Below are 18,248 nucleotides of genomic sequence, written 5' to 3'. Positions count from 1 at the left end.
ATCATTATTTAAGTAAGTTAATTAAATTGATGAGAAAAGGAGTCTTACAAATGAAAGCACTACGCTGGCACGATCAAAAGGACATTCGACTAGAGGAAATTGATGAACCAACAGTTGCTCCAGGAAAAGTGAAACTGAAAGTAAAATGGTGCGGCATTTGCGGTAGTGATTTACATGAATATTTAGGCGGACCGATCTTCATTCCTGTGAATGAACCTCATCCACTTACAAAAGAAAAAGCACCAATTACACTGGGACACGAGTTCTCTGGTGAAGTTGTTGAAGTAGGAGAAGGCGTGAGCAATTATAAAGTAGGCGACCGAGTGGTTGTTGAACCTATTTTTGCAACTCACGGACATCAAGGTGCTTATAACTTAGATGAAAACATGGGCTTTTTAGGACTTGCCGGAGGCGGCGGTGGATTCTCTGAATATGTATCAGTCGATGAAGAATTACTTCATTTATTACCAGACGAAATCTCATATGAGCAAGGCGCGCTTGTCGAGCCTTCTGCGGTTGCTTTATATGCGGTTCGTTCTAGTAAAGTACAAGCTGGGGATACAGCGGCTGTGTTTGGCTGCGGACCAATTGGTTTACTTGTCATTGAAGCATTAAAAGCAGCTGGTGCTACTGATATTTATGCAGTTGAATTATCAAAAGAACGTCAAGAGAAAGCAAAAGAGCTTGGAGCGATCATTGTTGATCCTTCTCAGTATGAAGATGTTGTTCAAGAAATTGCACGCCGCACAAACGGTGGCGTCGATGTTTCTTTTGAAGTGACAGGTGTACCTGTTGTATTGAAGCAAGCAATCCAATCAACTAGAATTTCAGGCGAAACAGTCATTGTAAGCATTTGGGAAAAAGGCGCTGAAATTATGCCGAATGACATTGTCATTAAAGAACGTACAGTAAAAGGAATTATCGGCTACAGAGACGTATTCCCATCTGTATTAAACTTAATGAGAAAAGGCTATTTCTCTGCAGACACACTCGTCACGAAAAAAATCAAGCTGGACGATGTGATCGAGGATGGCTTCCATGCATTAATCAATGAAAAAGATCAAGTGAAAATTTTAGTCAGTGCTGAATAAGTAAGATAACAAAGAGGATGGCATAAGCCGTTCTCTTTTTTTATGTATTCAGATCTTTTTCATAAAGGGAGCTGCGGTCGAATAGTGATAAGTGAAAAGATGTTTTTGATAAGGGAGATGACATCATGTTTTATCACATCAAAGAATTGCAATATGAAGCAAAGCCCTCAAAGCCTGATCCGGTGTATGCAAAGAAATTACAAGAAGTATTAGGCGGTCAATATGGTGAAATCAGTGTAATGATGCAATATTTATTTCAAGGCTTTAATTGCCGGGCAGACCAAAAATATAGAGATCTGTTATTTGATGTTGGAACCGAGGAAATTGGTCATGTCGAAATGCTGGCAACGATGATCGCACGTTTATTAGATAATGCACCCGTCAAAGACCAAGAACAGGCGTATCAAAGTGATCCAGCACTTGCGGCTGTTATGGGCGGAATGAACCCGCAGCATGCAATTGTTGCCGGTTTAGGGGCAATGGCAGCGGATAGTCAAGGATACCCGTGGAATGCCAAATACATCATTTCAAGCGGAAATTTAATGGCGGATTTCAGAGCAAATTTAAATGCAGAATCACAAGGGAGACTCCAGGTCACAAGACTCTACGAAATGACAGATGACCGCGGCGTCAAAGATATGCTCTCCTTCCTCATTGCTCGTGATACATACCATCAAAATATGTGGCTTGCTGCAATTAAAGAATTAGAAGAGCGAGAAGGGGATGTCGTCGTACCAACCACCTTCCCTCGTTCATTAGAGAAACAGCAAGTATCCTATGACTTGTTTAACTTCTCAAGAGGGGAAGAAAGTAAGCAAGGCAGATGGGCACATGGCCGCAGCATGGATGGGAAAGGAGAGTTCAGATATATTTCTGCACCTGTCGTGTTCGGCTCTGCACCAAAGCTCAAACCCGCACCAAAAGAACTGTTTAACACACCAAAAAAGGGTGAATAAAAAAGTCGATCAGGTTTTTGTGCCTGATCGACTTTTTAACGTCCGAGAGTTCTTCCGTATACGCTGACACGTTTCTCTAATAATGCAAAGGCTAATTCAAAGACAATGCTCAGCAGCCAATAGATCAAAGCAGAGACGAGATAAGTTTCTAAAAACTGATAGCCGTCATTTGCAATGATCCGGGAAATACCCATGATTTCGAGTACCCCAATTGTAAACGCAAGAGATGTCGCTTTTAATAACTGAACGAGCTGATTGCCTAGGTTTGGTAAGGCCACAACAAATGCCTGCGGCAAAATAATGCGTATCATCGCCTGACGTGTGGTCATGCCTACAATTTTTGCCGCTTCAAGCTGCCCTTTGTCTACTGCCAGAAGTGCACTTCGGACCACCTCTGTTAAATGAGCGGCTGAATGCAGGCTGAAGGTAATAAGAGCCACAGCTAAAGGGGAGACCATATCCGGATGAAAGGTCAGTCCGAATGTGCCGTTCATACTGGTTAGAAGAAAAGGGAGTCCATAAAAGAAAGCGAACAGTTGAACAATAAGCGGCGTTCCTCTAAAAAAGGAGACGTATAGCGTAACGAGCTGTCTGAGTACAGGGATGCGAAAGAGGCGAATGAAAGCAAAAAAAGATCCGATCACAAGACTCACAGCCATAGAAACTAGTGCAATGAATAAGGTGAAAGGAACACCTTTTAGAATATGTGGAACTTGGTCAATCGCAAATGGAATATCAATGGTTTGCATCAAATCGCCTCCTTAACGTGACAGACTGGTACGGCCTTTTACAAATTTCTTTTCAAGCAGCATGGTGACTAGTTCAATGCTCATACAAATGAGCCAGTACACAAGCGCGATGATCACATACACTTCAAACATGCCGATTCCATAGTTATTTCCTAAGATGATCTTCACCTGTCCCATAATATCGATGAGTCCGATCGTAAAGGCAATCGCCGTGTCTTTCACAAGATCAATGGTGTAATTTCCGAGGTTTGGCAGGGCTATGAGAAAGGCCTGCGGGATAATGATCCTGATCAAGGCCTGTGTATCTGTCATCCCAACAATGTAGGCGGCTTCCAGCTGATCCTTCCCAACAGACGAATACGCACTGCGAAAAACTTCAGATAAATAAGCCCCCGTATGTAAAGAGAACGTCATCATCACAAATAACACACGATCCCAATGATTGATTTGAATTCCTGCCACAAGTAAAAGCTGAGGAAGTCCAAAATAAATTAAGAATAACTGAACAATTAATGGCGTACTTCGTGTAAAAGATAAATAGATAACAGCCAATTGCTTCAGCACTGGGATTTGTTTTATACGAATGCATGCAAATAAGAGCCCTATTATGATGGCGAAAAACAATGACACCACAATAATGAGAAAAGTGAGTGGCAGGCGTTCAAGCACCTGTAAAAAAATTCGCAGCCAATCTCCAGCTGTAAACGTCATGACGCTTCCTTCCTTTCTTCATATTGATAGCCTTGCTCTGAGATGTAGTCAATATTTTGAAAGAAATCAACCCCAAACCACTTTTTCGCAAGCTTAGGCAGTGTTCCATCATCAATCATCTCTTGTGTGACCTGGTCCAAGTCTGCTGCAAGCTGCTTCTCACTTGGCTGTAAGACAAGATAGATCGGCTCTTTTGACACGATCCCGCCCACTTTGACCTTCAGATTCAGATGCTTTTGAATGGTATCGAAGGTCGAAATATTCATAAAGGCCGCATCGGACCGTCCGCTTTCAACACGCTTTAAGTTGAGTTCATTTGAAGGGCTTTCAATGGTTGTCAGCGGAATATCTGGATCATGTTCTTCATTATATTGATTTAATATGGAACGCAATCCGCCGCTAGGACTGACAGGAGCGAGCTTTTTTGATGTCATATCGTCAAGCGATTGAATATCCCGGTTTGATTCTTTCACAATTAATCCTGTCATCGAATAGCCGTACGGAACTTGAGGGTAAAGAAACCGTTTTTCACGTTCAGGGTTACTGAAAAACCAATTAGCTGCCATTTCAAACTTCCCCGCGCCAACACCAATTAAATTGGATTCTTCCTCGCCAAATATGTAATCAAAATGTATGTGTGGAAGTCTTTTTTCCACTTCATTTAAATAATCAATGTTATAGCCAATCGGTTCGTTTTGGTCATTTGTGGCTAAAAAGGGTGGATTGACCTCTGCACTCAGAGCGACTTTCACAATTTGTTTTCCATCATCTGTTGTTGTTTTCACACTGCTGCAGCCAATCAGAGAGAGGAGAATCAGAAGGACACCAGCTGTCATGAATGCTGCCTTTTGCTTCATATGTCTTCCTCCGATCCTTGCCACATTCCGCGATGAATCCTGGATAAAAATTGTTTTGTTCGTTCATGCTGAGGCTTCATGAGGACGTCTTCTGGTGAGCCTTTTTCAACGATTTCTCCATCTGCCATAAAGATCACCGTATCCGCTACGTCTTTTGCAAACGAAATTTCATGCGTCACAATGACCATCGTCATTCCTTGGCTCGCAATATCTTTGATCATTTCAAGGATTTCTCCGACCATCTCTGGGTCCAATGCGGACGTTGGTTCATCAAACAAAAGCACCGCAGGATTCATCGCAAGAGCGCGGGCAATTCCAATCCGCTGCTGCTGACCGCCAGATAATTCACTTGGAAATGCATCCTTTTTATGAAGCAGTCCAATCCGCTCTAAAAATTGCTCTCCAACCTTTTCTGCTTCTTTTTTAGACATGTTTTGGGACACAATCAATCCCTCTGTAATATTTTCAAGTGCGCGTTTATTTTGAAACAAGTGATAATGCTGAAATACCATGGAAGATTGCTGCCTTAGTTTTAAAAGATCTTTTTTATGATATCGTTCAAATTGAATCGTGGCTTCTCCAACAGTCAGCTCTCCTTTGTCTGGAATATCGAGGCTGTTTAAACTGCGGAGAAGTGTTGTTTTTCCTGATCCGCTCGGTCCAATAATTGCGACCACTTCACCTTCTTGTACGGTGAAATCAATGCCTTTTAACACATGGGTCTGCCCATAAGATTTATGTAGATTAGTAGCTGAGATCATAAAAGCATCACGTTCCTTTGACAGATGTACTTAATATTGATAAAATTTAACACATTAAATCCTATAAGTAAAGTGTGTTTTATTCATTCCGATTGGAAAAATGAGATATCATAGATTGTGAGAAACAGAGGAGTTGGATACGTTTTGTCTAAAGCATTATTTGTCGATACCGATTTTCAAAAAACATGGCTCAATCAGCTGGAATCTCTTCGTGAAACGATCGAACAAAACGCAAAAAAACATGATGAAGGCGCTTATTTTCCTAAACAGAATATCGAATCATTAGTAAACATGGGATATACAGCCCTGTCTCTTCCCGCTGAATATGGAGGCGGGGGTCAATCTGTAACGGATATGGTTCTATTTCAAGAAACGCTTGGCAGCATGGACGGAGCGACTGCCTTATCGATTGGCTGGCACCAAGGAGTTGTTGGTGAAATTTATGAAAAGAAACTATGGAATGAGAAGCAGCTGCAATTCTTTGCGGAAGAAGTGAAGAAGGGCGCCCTTGTCAACCGCGCTGTAAGTGAGGCGCAGACAGGCAGTCCAACAAGAGGCGGCAAGCCTGGGACAACAGCGATGAAATCAGGTGATCGCTGGGTGATCAACGGACGTAAAATTTTCACTACGATGTCACCAGCTCTCACATACTTTTTAGTCGGCGTATGGATCGAAGAAAAAGAAGCCATGGGATTTTTCTTAATTCACCGTGATACAGAAGGTGTTTCTATAGAAGAAACATGGGATGTTGTCGGTATGAGAGGAACAGAAAGCCATGATTTAATCTTAGATCAGGTTGTGGTTTCAGATGACATGCTTGTTGAAGTGCAAAAAGGACCTCGGGGCGGTACGTTAAACCCTTGGATCGCACATATTCCTTCCTGTTATTTGGGGATTGCGCAAGCGGCAAGAGATTATGCAGTTCAGTATGCCATCACACATTCACCGAACAGTATCAGCGGAACGATTAGCGAACTGCCAAATGTCCAAACACTGATTGGCGAAATTGATTTACTATTAAAGCAAGCACGCCACGTCATGTATTCAACGACAACATTGTATGAAAAGCCTGAGAAAAGAGCACTGTTAATCAATGAATTCGGTGCTGTGAAGCATACAGTCGTTAATCATAGTCTGCAAGTGGTTGATAAAGCCATGCGTTTAGTCGGTGCAAAAAGCTTGAGCCTTGGCTGTCCGCTTCAGCGTTACTATCGAGATATTCGTGCTGGGCTCCATAACCCGCCAATGGATGATATGACGATTTCAAAAATCGCGAGGCAGGCCATAGAAGAGAAAAAAGAAAGCTAATCTGATCAGAAAGCCGGATGAAACCGGCTTTTTTTATTTGGCAGAAAAGAGGACAAGCGTACCTTATGTCTCATCACTCAGGCATGCTACAATCGATACAAATCATAGGAAAAGGAGCGGTTTCTTTGAAGAAAAAGCATATAAAATGGCTGTTTTCAGGCTTCATGTTGATGGCACTTTGTATCGGCCAACCTTCATCAAGTGAGGGAACATCACCAGCTTGGTCAGTAGATGAATTCATGAAAGACCGGGAAGGCACATTTGTCATCCAAGAAGTAAAAGAAAAATCGCCATGGGTGTATAACAAAAAAAGAGCGAACAAGCGCTTTGCCCCACAATCGACATTTAAAGTGGCAAATGCCCTCATCGGACTCCAAACAGGCGCAGTGAGAGATGAATATGACATCAAATATTGGGACGGAGTAAATAGAGAAATTGATAACTGGAATAAGGATCATACACTGGGCTCTGGTATGAGAGATTCAGTCGTCTGGTACTATCAAGCCATGGCGCGTGACATCGGAGAAGAACGCATGAATCATTGGGTGAAAGCCATTCATTATGGGAATGAAGACATATCTGGCGGAATCGATCAATTTTGGTTAAGTAGTTCATTGCGCATTTCTCCAGTAGAACAAGTCCATTTCCTTAAACGGTTATATGAAGAAAGTCTTCCATTTGACCTATCTGTCATGAGAAAGGTCAAACGAATGATGATCCAAGAAGAAGAGAAACATGCCACCCTATACGGAAAAACAGGCTCCGGCTCAGGCATCGGCTGGTACGCAGGCTTCATCAAACATGAAAACAAAACCTACATCTTCGCCACAAATATCGAAGGCACCGGTCTAGAAGCAAAAGAAATCACCTATCGTATTTTGAAAAAATATCATTTGATTGAAGCATCCGTTTAGGATGTTTTTGTTTTCATAAATCAAAAAATTTGACGAGTAAGAGTATAGATAATGATAGTTGAATAAAGAGTTGTCATATAAATTAGTGAATAGACAAACATAAATGATGCCCACTTCTCGGAATTCATTCGCTTGTAACCAATAATACTTAAACAAATCCATATAAGGCCTAAGAAAAAAGACAAAATCACAAGCCCTATGCTTAAAGAACGGAAAAGAAAACTGCTTAAGGTAATTGCTAAGATATAAAGATTCGTTTGCAAGTATGTTCTTTTCATTCCTTTTACAACAGGTAACATGGGAATGTTTGCTGCCTTGTATTCATTTTGCTTTCTAATAGCTATTGAGTAAAAATGCGGCATCTGCCAAATAATTGTAATGAAAAATAACCCCAGAATAGCTGGGTGTGAGATGTCTGGTGAAATAGCCGTCCAACCAATGAGAGGCGGCATTGCCCCAGAAATGCTACCAATTTCTGTGTTGTAAACGGTTTTTCTTTTACTCCACATTGTATAAGGGAAAATATAAAAAAGTAAACCAATCAATCCTATAATAGCTGCTACATAGGTTGTAAATGCTAAAAAAACCAATCCTAAAATAGACATTAAGATACTAAGCCATAGAACTTTTTTAAGATTGACTTCTTCTGTTACAGTAGGTCTGTTTTTTGTTCTATTCATCACGGAATCTATGTCCCTATCATACAAATTGTTTAAAGCTCCAGCAGCACCAATTAATAAAATTGAACCTGCAAATGCAAATAGTATCTCAATAGATTTATGAAGGATGTCAATTTGATAAGTGTATAATGCCAAGGTTAAGCCAGCACACATTGGGATTAAATTTGATTTAATGATTCCTGATTTAACTGTTTGAGCTATTATGTCCATTTTGGTTTTGTGAATTTTTTTCCCCATCTTTCGCATTGTTTTGCTCCTTTTTAATAGCGATTAATTATTTATGCTGTACAGCAAGATATATACCTTGTTGAACTTATATACTAATTGGTATATTAATTCTATATGGCGTGATTGTCAATATAAGGAGGTTAAGGAATGATTATACAAAGAAAAAGGCAAAGTGAAAGGAAAGATGAAACACGAAAATTACTCATAAATTCAGCAGTTGAGAATTTCGCCAAGTATGGTTTTCATGGGGTCTCCATTGATAAATTGGCAGAATGTGCGGGATTTAGCAAAGGGGCCTTTTATGCGCATTTTCATTCAAAGGAAGAGATCTTTTTGGCTCTATTGGAACAACAAATGCAATTACATGTAGAAAAAATCAATGCTTTATTAGCAGAACAGCCTTCTCTTTTGCACTTTCCTGAAAAAATGAATCAACAGTCTATTCAAAGACGTGAAGAAAATCGGACGTGGAGCCTGCTAAATATGGAATTTCTTTTGTATTCAATGAGAAATGAGGAAGCAAGGCGTCAGTGGTCAAATATGATCTTACAATCGGTAAAACAAATCTCTCAATCCATTGAGAATTTAATAAATAAAGAGAACCTTACATCTACTCTTTCATCTGAGGAAATGGCATGGACAATTCTTTCATTGGAAAATGGAATAGCAATATTTCACTTTATTAGTCAAGACCATATACCACATGATTTATTAGAAAAATCTTTAAAAAGAATAATTTCCTCTAAATAGAAATGAAGGTTCCTTAGTTTGAATGTGGTGGAGATAGTGATTCTAGAAAGGGGGATTTTAAGAAGTGTATTTGGAAAATTTACAATTAATGTCAGATGACGATCGTGGAATTTTAGCTAGCCAATCCCTTTGTATTACTGAAATGTTTTTATACGAATTAGAAAAGAAATTTCAAAAGAAAGATTGTGAGGCTATTGTTTTGATTTGTGGATCTTTTAAAGACTACAAATTAATTAGTACTTCAAAAGATGAACCTGACATCTTATTTTTAAAAAATACGTACGAGCTGGAAGTACCCTTTAGTTATAGTGAATTTGAAAATGCAACCAATAAGAAAAAAATCTTAGCTGATACTTTGGAAAAATCGTTGCTATATCTGTGTGAATTAAAAAATGGGATAGTCAGCTAGTCAAAGCTACATTTAAGAAAATGAAAGAGAAGGAATATAAATCGGAAATTAAAGGCAAAACAAAACTGAGTACCGATAAAAAAAAGAAAGCTTACCCACTTATTGAATTAGATTTAAAGCAGTTTACTCTTTATCTTGTAGTTGAAGACAATAAAAGAAATATCTTAGATAAAAAATTAATTGCTGAAACCGATACCTACTTAGAAGAAATTTCGTATCATATGCGAGAGTTTAAGTGGCTAACGGATAATGAAGTGGCACTTTTCAAACGTGCACATAAAACAGTTTATACAAGTATACGATTATAGGAAAGACCGTGTAGAAGTCGAGGGGAAAATTCAGGGTGTAATTGTGAAAAATACAAATAAGTATTATTGGAAATGTGCCTTATATTATGATATTCAATATAAGGCATATTTTTAGTTAATCAATTAAAGAAATAAATGATAACCAATGATGAATGTAATTCTAGGAGGTTACTGAGCATGTCTCTTTATGGTCTTAGAGGTTACTGATCCAAAAATGACTAAATTTTTTAACCTGATGGTAGATGTAGCAAATACACTATTGAAAGCATTTTTTCTTTATATTTTAAAGGTATGTTAATGGAGGAAATTATCAAATATAAATTCTATAGTTCGCTCAAATATTGGAGAAAATATAAGAAAAAGTTGATTTTTCGTCATTCTGTTTTAGAGAGAAGGTAATTAATGTAAATTAAAAAAGAACTGGAATCAACAATACATTTGAATGTAAACTAACGATATTCATACTTTATAAAAAAAATTGAAAGACTGATTATCTTAAAAGCATTGAGAGAAAGGTGTAAAGATCCATGAACATCAGCCAAGATAAAACAGCATTAATCAATGATTTGAAGCAGCGCTATCAATATTGTTTTCATTCAGATTACCCTGAAGAGATCCTATCTTTTGAGGAGGAAACTGGTCTGTGGTCCGATGATTTTTATGAATTTTTCACTCTTGTGACAGGCAGCTTAAGTTATGTGATCGATAATAAACGAATTCCAAAAAAACAGCTAAACGTGCTGCGTCAGTCATTTGAAGAGCAATATCCTCAAATCAAATCGTTTCAACACATCCTTGAATCGTATCCTTTATTACATTCCTATATCCAGTACCATGAAGAAACAAGAAAACGAATCATTGCATTTATAAGCTATGACATTGATTTTTAGATGGAAAAATCCAGAATCTAATTCCCGATTTCGATGTCAACCCTTTAGAGCAAATCAATGAATTTCACCACTTTAAGGAGTATAATAAATATTACGACTTGACCAATTGTTTTGCACGTGCACATCCCATATGAATCTAGTATCGAATTGAATCGTGCTAGTTTATCTACATATCTGCTACTCATGCTCCCCCATCCCAACACAGAAAGGTGCAATGACATTGAATCGAATCATGAAATGGCTCTTATTTGCGGCGGTCATCGCTGGTTTATTGGTATGCGCATTCTTTGTGTTCCGTTTCAACCAGCCTAAGCCGACAACCAATATCCATTATGCAGACACACAAAATAAACAGCAAACACTCGATATGTATATGCCAAAGGGCAAAGATGAAGACAAAAAGAAGAAGCATCCTGTGATGATCTATCTCCATGGCGGAGGCTGGACAGGCGGCGATAAGAATAGAGTCGCTTCAAAGGCTGATTATTTTACAGGTCAAGGGTATGTGTTTGTTTCGATGAATTACAGGCTTCACCCTGATGCTAATTACGAGCAGATGGCAGATGATACAGCAAACGCCATTAAATGGGTGAAGGATCATGCGGATGAATATCAAATTGATTCATCAAAAATCAATGTCATGGGTCACTCAGCGGGCGGTCATTTGACGGCGCTGGTTGCCACAGATTCGACCTACTTAAAACGTGTGGGGCTGTCGCCAAAAGCGATCAATTCCATCGTGATTTTAGATGGGCCGTTAAACCTCAATCAATTTATACAAGCCATCCCATCGTACAAAAAAGTCTTTGGCAAACAAGAGAAGAACTGGACAAAGGCATCACCTGTCACTTATATGAATCAAGCGAATGTACCGCCTGTCTATTTGGTGACGGGCTGGGAAAATCCTGAGGTGTACCGATTTGCAGAAAAACTAAATCATGACAAAGGCTCTCGGTTTGTTTTTCGGGTGCATACGCTGAGCCACAGTGACCTGAACAAATGGTTTGGATCAGACAGAGCGCCAAAAGAAGCACAAAAAATGACAGAGGCTGTGATGGCTTTTGTCAAAAAACAAAATCAATAATGAAGACCGTATGCTCGGGCAATTCTTTTTGCCGCAGTATAATGATAAAGTGGTTTGAAATTAAAGGAGTGTATGTTGTTGTCATCACGAATGGAAAATAAAGTGTTCAATTGCGAAAAAGAGCTGACGCTGAATATTATCGGCGGTAAGTGGAAAATGCTGATTTTATGGCACCTTGGCAGAGAAGGGACAAAACGTTTTGGTGAGTTAAAGTCGTTAATGCCTGGGATTACGCAAAGAATGCTTGTCAATCAGCTAAGAGAATTAGAGGAAGATCACATTGTGCACCGGGAGGTTTATCCTGTCGTTCCGCCAAAGGTTGAGTATTCTCTCACAGAATTAGGAGAAAGCTTAATGCCGATTTTAGAGGCTATGTATGATTGGGGAAAGCAATATCTCGACAGCAATTTCTTAAAAGATGATAAATAGAAAGATGACCGATTGTAGACAAAGGGCTAAAATAACTTTATTTTAGCCCTTTGTCTTTACCCTGAGATACTGGCCAAAAGACAGTATCTTTTTTGTAACCATATGCGGAAAAGTATAGTATGTAAAAAAAAAGTGCGTACTTACATTGCGTCATTCCTGTTGTTATACTCATTTCATCGTTCAAGATGCATCATCCGCGGAGCGCTTGAAGATGAGATGAAAAACGGGAGTGAAAGTTGATGAAATTACAATTAGCATTAGATTTAGTGAATATACCAGAGGCGATTGAGCTGATCAAAGAAGTAGAAGCATCCATTGATGTGGTCGAAATTGGGACACCTGTTGTGATTAACGAAGGGCTTCGTGCTGTAAAAGAAGTCAAGCAGGCTTTTCCGAATTTACGTGTACTCGCTGATCTGAAAATTATGGATGCTGCCGGCTATGAAGTGCAGCAGGCATCTGAAGCAGGAGCAGATATCGTCACCATTCTTGCAGCGGCAGAAGATATGTCCATTCAAGGAGCAGTGAAAGAAGCGAAAGCAAGAGGGAAACAAATATTAGTTGATATGATTGGCATCAAAGATATCGCAGGCCGTGCAAAAGAGCTGGATGCGCTTGGAGTCGATTATATTTGTGTGCATACAGGCTATGATCTGCAAGCGGTTGGTCAAAACTCATTTGCTGATCTTATGACGATTAAACAAGTTGTCAAGCAGGCGAAAACAGCGATTGCAGGTGGAATTAAGCTCGATACGTTACCTGAAGTCGTGAAATTAAACCCTGATTTAATCATTGTAGGCGGCGGTATCGCAAGCCAGGACAATAAAGCAGAAGTGGCTGCACAAATGAAGCAGCTGATCGCACAATCATGAAAACCAGCGACTATGTGAAAGCCATTTTAAATGAGCTTTCTGATCATTCGTCTGCCATTCAAGACGAACAAGCAGAGCGCCTGGTCACAAGTATTTTATCTGCACAAAAAGTCTTTGTGACAGGTGCAGGCAGATCTGGCTTGATGGGAAAATCGTTTGCGATGAGACTTACGCATATTGGCGTCAAGGCATATGTAATTGGAGAAACGAATACGCCTTCCTTTACAGAAGAGGATCTTTTGATTGTGGGGAGCGGCTCTGGCCGTACAGAGTCTTTACTGGTCCTTGCAAAAAAGGCAAAAGCAATTGGCGGAAAAGTGGCAGCGTTCACGCTTTCTGCTGAGTCACCTTTAGCTGATCTATCGGATGAAGTCATCTTATTGTCAGGTGCACCGAAGGATCAACAGGATGGAAACCATCATACCATTCAGCCAATGGGCTCACTATTTGAGCAGTCGCTTCTTCTGACATACGATGCGGTCATTTTAAGGTTAATGGAAATAAAAGAGCTCGACACACATACAATGTACGGTCACCATGCAAATTTAGAGTAGATATTTTCAAAGCCTTTCCTTTCATAAAAGGAAAGGTTTTTTCATTTATCAAGAACAGAATCTTGACATCATCTATTTGATGTAACTATAATTGTTACATCGTTAAAGAAAAAGTGCAGCACGGAAGGAAGATGAACATGAAAGTACAAATTTGGTCAGATATCGCCTGTCCTTTTTGTTATATAGGAAAAAAACAGCTGGAAACAGCGCTAGAACAATTCCCAGAGAAGGATCAGGTAGAGATAGAGTTTAAAAGCTTTGAGCTTGATCCCCACGCACCTGTTGATGTCGATCATGACGTTCATGATATGCTCGTCAAAAAATATGGCATGAGCCGCAGCCAGGCCATGGCGATGAATGAGCAGGTGAAGCAGGCCGGCAAAGAGAAAGGGATCGATTTTCAATTTGATCCGCTCGTGTTGACCAACACCTTTGATGCCCATCGATTGGCGCAATATGCTGGTCAAATGGGGAAAGGCGATTTCGTTATGGGAGAGCTGTTTCAAGCATATTTTACAGATGGAAAGCATGTTGGTGACCGTCAAACTCTTTTAGACATTGCAGAAAAAGCTGGTCTTGATGAGAAGGAAATACAGCAAGTTTTGGGCAGCGAAGCATTTGCCGATCATGTCCGAAAAGATGAACAAGAAGCGAGACAGCTTGGGATCAATGCTGTTCCGTTTTTCTTGATCAATGACAAGTATTCAGTTGCAGGTGCGCAGCCAGCCGATACGTTCCTGGGTGCACTTGAAACAGCTTGGAAAGAGGAAGCAGCTCAGGCAGAGAAAGCTGCTGACAATGCGTTTGAAGCGGCATGTGCAGATGGCGTATGTGCGGTGCCTTCCCCTAAAGAAGAGGCGTAATAGATATGTTCCCTATCTTTTTATAAGATGGGGATTTTTTATTGTTTAAGGATGAGGGGAAACCCATGTCTTTCATTTCAGGGATCCGACCTATTCACGCCTTATGCTGGAATTCTAAAATAAAATGAGCCACTTGGAGTAAGGGCTCATTTTATTCGTTTGATCGTTTCACCTGGAACCAATTCAGGCTCGTAAAACGTTTGATCAGGGAGATTCTTTTTTCCTTGTACTTTTTTAATCATCCAGTCTGCTGCATCACGGCCCATTTGCTCCTGAGGATGGGTCAGTGTTGTCAGCTTCACATGGGCATTTTTCTGGGCGATATACGAATTATCCTGTCCAATAATCGAGAGATCATCTGGAATGGACAGCCCGATTTCGCTGCATACATTGGCGACTTCTAAACCCACCTCATCGTTATAGCAAACAAGGGCAGTCAGCTCATGCTGGTGCGCCATCAGGAATGTGTGAATTTGCTCCCCCAAATGCTGCTTCGATTCTGTATCGAAAAAGAGCACATGCTCAGGCAGGAAATTAAGCTTAGCTTCACCTAACGCTTGAATATAGCCCTTCATCCGATATTTTCCCTGTAAATCATCTGTTTTTGAAATAAGTCCAATTTGTTGATGACCCGAGGTGATCAGCTCTTTTGTGGCTAAATAGCTGGATTTTACATCATCTAAACAGAGAAAAGGAACCTCTAGCTGCTCATAATAGGCATTGATCATAATGAGCGGTACATCCTGTTCTTTAAAGGATAAGTAGTACGAAATGTTTGGATTATATAAATTGCTTTTCGTCGGCTCGACAATAAGTCCGTCTACACCAAATGACAGCATCATTTCCAGCGCTTTTTTCTCCTGCTCAACATCGTTATTTGTACTTGCCAGTAACAAGGAATAGTTCTCTTCGTTTAATCGGCTTTCAATGCCTCGAATGATAGAAGGGAAAATGTAATCGGATATGTATGTTGTAATGACCCCAATCGTTTTCATATGTGCATGTCCCGCAGGTTTTGTTTGATATTGATTGGTTACAAATGTGCCTGAACCTTTTTCGCTGCGCAAAAATCCTTCGCTGGACAATTCCAAGATGGCTTTTCGAACTGTATGTCTGCTTACTTGATACATGTCTTGCAGGCTTGATTCGGTTGGAATACGCTCCCCGATCCGATAATCTCCTGTGAGTATTTTGCTTTTTATATCATCAATAATGATCTGGTACTTCTTTTTCATCGTTTCACTTCTTTCTCAGTTGATCATCTACTCGGATTGAGAAGAAATTGTATGGACATATTTTAACATGGTTGTCGGATCAAAAACAGGCGCTTCCCTTTTCTGTTATGACCCCCTTCAGAAAAAATGAAAGTTTTTGTCGCATTATGTATGTACAACTATATTTATTATTGACATATGTACGTACAAATATTATATTGTGATTGTACCAGAGAATCAATGAATCTCGAAAAAGAAAATTGAAACCGCTATCAAAAATGGGGGTGAACGTAGAGTGGATCACAAAGAGACGGCCAAAGCCTTGAAAGAAGGACGGACATCTTTAGGCATTGAATTTGGTTCAACACGAATTAAAGCGATTTTAATAGATGAGAAATTTCAGCCAATTGCACAAGGTGCATATGAATGGGAAAGTTTTCTCGAGGATGGAATATGGACGTACAACTTAATTGATATCATTACAGGTCTGCAAGTGTCGTATCGAGAGATGAAAGAGCAGGCCGAGCAAAAGTATGGTGTGACCATTCAAACCATTGGCTCAATCGGGGTATCAGCGATGATGCATGGCTATGTGGCATGTGATCATACAGGAGAGGTTCTCGTTCCGTTCCGAACATGGCGGAATGCAACGACCATCGAGGCGAGTCAAAAGCTGACAGACGTACTTCAATTTCATATTCCAGAAAGATGGAGCATTGCCCATTTGTATCAAGCGGTATTAGAAGATGAAAAACATCTATCCCGATTAGAATATATGACCACTTTGTCAGGATATATTCACTGGCTGTTAACCGGAAAGCAGGCCATTGGTATTGGCGATGCGTCAGGGATGTTTCCGATTGATGAACAAACGAAGGACTACAATGAAGAAATGCTCCAGCAATTTGAAGCATTGATTGCAGAAAAAGGCTATCCGTGGAAGCTTCGCCACCTTCTGCCGCGTGTCTATTTAGCAGGCGAAGAAGCTGGCGTGTTAACGGCAGCAGGGGCAGCCATTTTGGATCAAGGAAAACATTTGCAGCCAGGCATTCCATTTTGCCCGCCGGAAGGTGACGCTGGAACGGGCATGGTGGCGACAAACAGTGTAGAAAGACGGACGGGGAATATTTCTGTTGGGACGTCGGTTTTTGCCATGATTGTGCTGGATCAGGATCTAAAAGGTGTGTATCCAGAAGTAGACATGGTCACGACGCCGGATGGACTGCCAGTTGCCATGGTTCATGCAAATAACTGTACAAGTGACCTAAACGCTTGGATGAATATATTCAGAGAGGCATTTGAAGCACTTGGCCTGCAAGTGGAGTCAGAAAGGTTATACGAATCCTTATTGCAGCAAGCTTTAGAAGCAGATCGAGATGGCGGCGGACTCTTAAGCTATGGCTATTACTCTGGTGAAAATATTACGAGACTGCCAGAAGGAAGACCTCTTTTTGTCAGGTCTCCTGAAAGCCGCTTTAATCTTGCTAATTTCATGCGCACCCATTTGTTCTCTGCTTTTGGTGCTATGAAAATAGGCATGGACCGATTAAAGGAACAGGAACATGTATTGATTGACCGCTTACTAGGGCATGGGGGATTATTTAAAACACCGCTCGTTGGACAAAAAATGGTTGCCGCAGCGCTGAATACACCTGTATCAGTCGTTTCAACAGCTGGAGAAGGCGGTGCGTTTGGGATGGCTGTCCTTGCTTCATATATGGTCCATCATCAGCAGCAAACATTGGCTGAATTTCTCACCCATCGCGTATTTGCCCATACATCAGAAGAGCTCATGGAGCCCGATCCACTCGATGTCAAAGGCTTTGACGAATTTTTAAAGCGCTATCAAAATGGGCTTGCGATTGAAGAAGCGGCGGTAGCACATCTGATGCCAACGAAAGGAGTGACGACGGTATGCTAGATCGCTTAAAAGAAGAAGTGTATCAAGCAAATTTAGATTTGCCAAAATACGGACTTGTGAAATTTACATGGGGTAATGTCAGTGCATGTGATCGTGACAGTGGTTTGTTTGTGATTAAGCCGAGCGGCATAGCGTATGACCAACTATCAGCAAAAGATATGGTCGTGGTGAACTTTGATGGTGAAGTGGTGGAAGGAGAATTGAGTCCTTCGTCAGATACAGCTACACATGCAGTTCTTTACAAATACTTTGAGGAAATTGGCGGCATTTCACATAGCCATTCCATGTGGGCAACCGTTTGGGCGCAGGCAGGACTTGATTTACCAGCAATGGGCACAACACATGCCGATACATTTTACGGTGCCGTTCCGTGCGCTCGTTTTCTAACAGAAGAAGAAGTCAATCGGGGTTATGAGGTAGAAACGGGCAAGCTGATTATCGAAACGTTTGAGAAAAGAAACCTAGATGTGATGGCGGTGCCGGGTGTATTGCTTCAAGGGCATGGTCCATTTACATGGGGGAAGGATGCTAAAAGTGCGGTCACAAACAGTGTGATTTTAGATGAAGTCGCCAAAATGAATCTTTTTGCCAAGCAATTGAACGAATTTGCTGAGCCATTGCCGCAGCGAATTTTAGATAAACATTACTTAAGAAAACATGGAAAGCATGCGTACTATGGACAAAAACCTTCAACATAAA

21 protein-coding genes are annotated in these 18,248 nt (G+C 40.5%); 15 read left to right on the top strand and 6 right to left on the bottom strand.

Annotated elements, in window-relative coordinates; translation table 11 throughout:
- Positions 1-50: 50 nt before the first annotated feature.
- Both MHI23_RS12205 and MHI23_RS12200 read left to right on the top strand, forming a co-directional pair.
- A complete protein-coding gene (locus MHI23_RS12205; protein ID WP_017358082.1) occupies positions 51-1,091 on the top strand; it encodes a 2,3-butanediol dehydrogenase in 1,041 nt (346 codons plus the stop codon).
- Positions 1,092-1,216: 125 nt separating this feature from the next.
- Positions 1,217-2,047 (top strand): manganese catalase family protein, encoded by an 831-nt coding sequence (locus MHI23_RS12200; RefSeq protein WP_025092842.1) that lies wholly within the window; start codon positions 1,217-1,219, stop codon positions 2,045-2,047.
- Between the two features lie 35 nt (positions 2,048-2,082).
- Here MHI23_RS12200 and MHI23_RS12195 read toward each other — a convergent pair whose 3' ends face one another.
- From MHI23_RS12195 to MHI23_RS12180, 4 genes are read right to left on the bottom strand one after another with little or no spacing between them, the layout of a single operon-like run.
- The gene (locus tag MHI23_RS12195; protein ID WP_342491983.1) at positions 2,083-2,796 is read right to left on the bottom strand and encodes an amino acid ABC transporter permease; all 714 of its coding nucleotides are present in this window, start codon (positions 2,794-2,796) and stop codon (positions 2,083-2,085) included.
- A gap of 12 nt (positions 2,797-2,808) precedes the next feature.
- Entirely contained in the window at positions 2,809-3,507 is a 699-nt protein-coding gene (locus tag MHI23_RS12190) for an amino acid ABC transporter permease (protein WP_056767918.1), read from the bottom strand.
- A complete protein-coding gene (locus MHI23_RS12185) occupies positions 3,504-4,364 on the bottom strand; it encodes an amino acid ABC transporter substrate-binding protein (RefSeq protein ID WP_056767915.1) in 861 nt (286 codons plus the stop codon). The genes MHI23_RS12190 and MHI23_RS12185 overlap by 4 nt, the downstream gene beginning before the upstream one ends.
- On the bottom strand, positions 4,361-5,125 hold the full coding sequence (locus tag MHI23_RS12180) for an amino acid ABC transporter ATP-binding protein (RefSeq protein ID WP_024423086.1): 765 nt from the start codon (positions 5,123-5,125) through the stop codon (positions 4,361-4,363). The genes MHI23_RS12185 and MHI23_RS12180 overlap by 4 nt, the downstream gene beginning before the upstream one ends.
- Before the next feature lie 144 nt (positions 5,126-5,269).
- Here MHI23_RS12180 and MHI23_RS12175 point away from each other — a divergent pair, with 144 nt between their 5' ends.
- A complete protein-coding gene (locus MHI23_RS12175) occupies positions 5,270-6,433 on the top strand; it encodes an acyl-CoA dehydrogenase family protein (RefSeq protein ID WP_234107249.1) in 1,164 nt (387 codons plus the stop codon).
- A 125-nt stretch (positions 6,434-6,558) separates the two neighbouring features.
- Positions 6,559-7,347, top strand: a complete 789-nt coding sequence (gene blaBPU / locus MHI23_RS12170) for a BPU family class D beta-lactamase (RefSeq protein ID WP_073208370.1) — start codon at positions 6,559-6,561, stop codon at positions 7,345-7,347.
- Between the two features lie 20 nt (positions 7,348-7,367).
- Here blaBPU and cyoE read toward each other — a convergent pair whose 3' ends face one another.
- Positions 7,368-8,273, bottom strand: a complete 906-nt coding sequence (gene cyoE, locus MHI23_RS12165; RefSeq protein WP_103131916.1) for a heme o synthase — start codon at positions 8,271-8,273, stop codon at positions 7,368-7,370.
- A 129-nt stretch (positions 8,274-8,402) separates the two neighbouring features.
- Between cyoE and MHI23_RS12160 the strand changes: the two genes are divergently transcribed.
- The 9 genes from MHI23_RS12160 to MHI23_RS12120 all read left to right on the top strand — a co-directional run bounded on the left by MHI23_RS12160 (position 8,403) and on the right by MHI23_RS12120 (position 14,414).
- Positions 8,403-9,005 (top strand): TetR/AcrR family transcriptional regulator, encoded by a 603-nt coding sequence (locus MHI23_RS12160; RefSeq protein ID WP_185853707.1) that lies wholly within the window; start codon positions 8,403-8,405, stop codon positions 9,003-9,005.
- 64 nt (positions 9,006-9,069) lie between these two features.
- On the top strand, positions 9,070-9,414 hold the full coding sequence (locus MHI23_RS12155) for a hypothetical protein (RefSeq protein ID WP_241258034.1): 345 nt from the start codon (positions 9,070-9,072) through the stop codon (positions 9,412-9,414).
- 20 nt (positions 9,415-9,434) lie between these two features.
- A complete protein-coding gene (locus MHI23_RS12150) occupies positions 9,435-9,722 on the top strand; it encodes a hypothetical protein (protein WP_240503393.1) in 288 nt (95 codons plus the stop codon).
- A 527-nt stretch (positions 9,723-10,249) separates the two neighbouring features.
- The gene (locus MHI23_RS12145) at positions 10,250-10,612 is read left to right on the top strand and encodes a YxiJ family protein (protein WP_339240014.1); all 363 of its coding nucleotides are present in this window, start codon (positions 10,250-10,252) and stop codon (positions 10,610-10,612) included.
- A 214-nt stretch (positions 10,613-10,826) separates the two neighbouring features.
- A complete protein-coding gene (locus tag MHI23_RS12140) occupies positions 10,827-11,696 on the top strand; it encodes an alpha/beta hydrolase (RefSeq protein ID WP_061109391.1) in 870 nt (289 codons plus the stop codon).
- Between the two features lie 72 nt (positions 11,697-11,768).
- The gene (locus MHI23_RS12135; RefSeq protein ID WP_029708013.1) at positions 11,769-12,125 is read left to right on the top strand and encodes a winged helix-turn-helix transcriptional regulator; all 357 of its coding nucleotides are present in this window, start codon (positions 11,769-11,771) and stop codon (positions 12,123-12,125) included.
- Between the two features lie 239 nt (positions 12,126-12,364).
- A complete protein-coding gene (gene hxlA / locus MHI23_RS12130; protein WP_024423080.1) occupies positions 12,365-12,997 on the top strand; it encodes a 3-hexulose-6-phosphate synthase in 633 nt (210 codons plus the stop codon).
- Entirely contained in the window at positions 12,994-13,551 is a 558-nt protein-coding gene (gene hxlB / locus MHI23_RS12125) for a 6-phospho-3-hexuloisomerase (protein WP_024423079.1), read from the top strand. Before hxlA ends, hxlB begins: the two co-directional genes overlap by 4 nt.
- Positions 13,552-13,688: 137 nt before the next feature.
- Positions 13,689-14,414, top strand: coding sequence for a DsbA family oxidoreductase (locus MHI23_RS12120; RefSeq protein WP_073206406.1), 726 nt, complete (start codon positions 13,689-13,691; stop codon positions 14,412-14,414).
- Between the two features lie 146 nt (positions 14,415-14,560).
- Here the strand turns inward: MHI23_RS12120 and MHI23_RS12115 are convergent, their stop codons facing one another.
- Entirely contained in the window at positions 14,561-15,649 is a 1,089-nt protein-coding gene (locus tag MHI23_RS12115; RefSeq protein ID WP_024423077.1) for a GntR family transcriptional regulator, read from the bottom strand.
- Between the two features lie 274 nt (positions 15,650-15,923).
- Here MHI23_RS12115 and MHI23_RS12110 point away from each other — a divergent pair, with 274 nt between their 5' ends.
- Both MHI23_RS12110 and MHI23_RS12105 read left to right on the top strand, forming a co-directional pair.
- Positions 15,924-17,549, top strand: a complete 1,626-nt coding sequence (locus MHI23_RS12110; protein ID WP_257802651.1) for an FGGY-family carbohydrate kinase — start codon at positions 15,924-15,926, stop codon at positions 17,547-17,549.
- Complete coding sequence (locus tag MHI23_RS12105; protein ID WP_122631122.1) at positions 17,543-18,247, top strand: L-ribulose-5-phosphate 4-epimerase; 705 nt, start codon at positions 17,543-17,545, stop codon at positions 18,245-18,247. Before MHI23_RS12110 ends, MHI23_RS12105 begins: the two co-directional genes overlap by 7 nt.
- Position 18,248: the final 1 nt, after the last annotated feature.

Origin of the sequence: Bacillus sp. FSL M7-0003 (genome assembly GCF_038628485.1) — a bacterium.
GTDB lineage: Bacteria > Bacillota > Bacilli > Bacillales > Bacillaceae > Bacillus > Bacillus safensis.
This window is presented reverse-complemented; position numbering and strand designations above follow the sequence as displayed.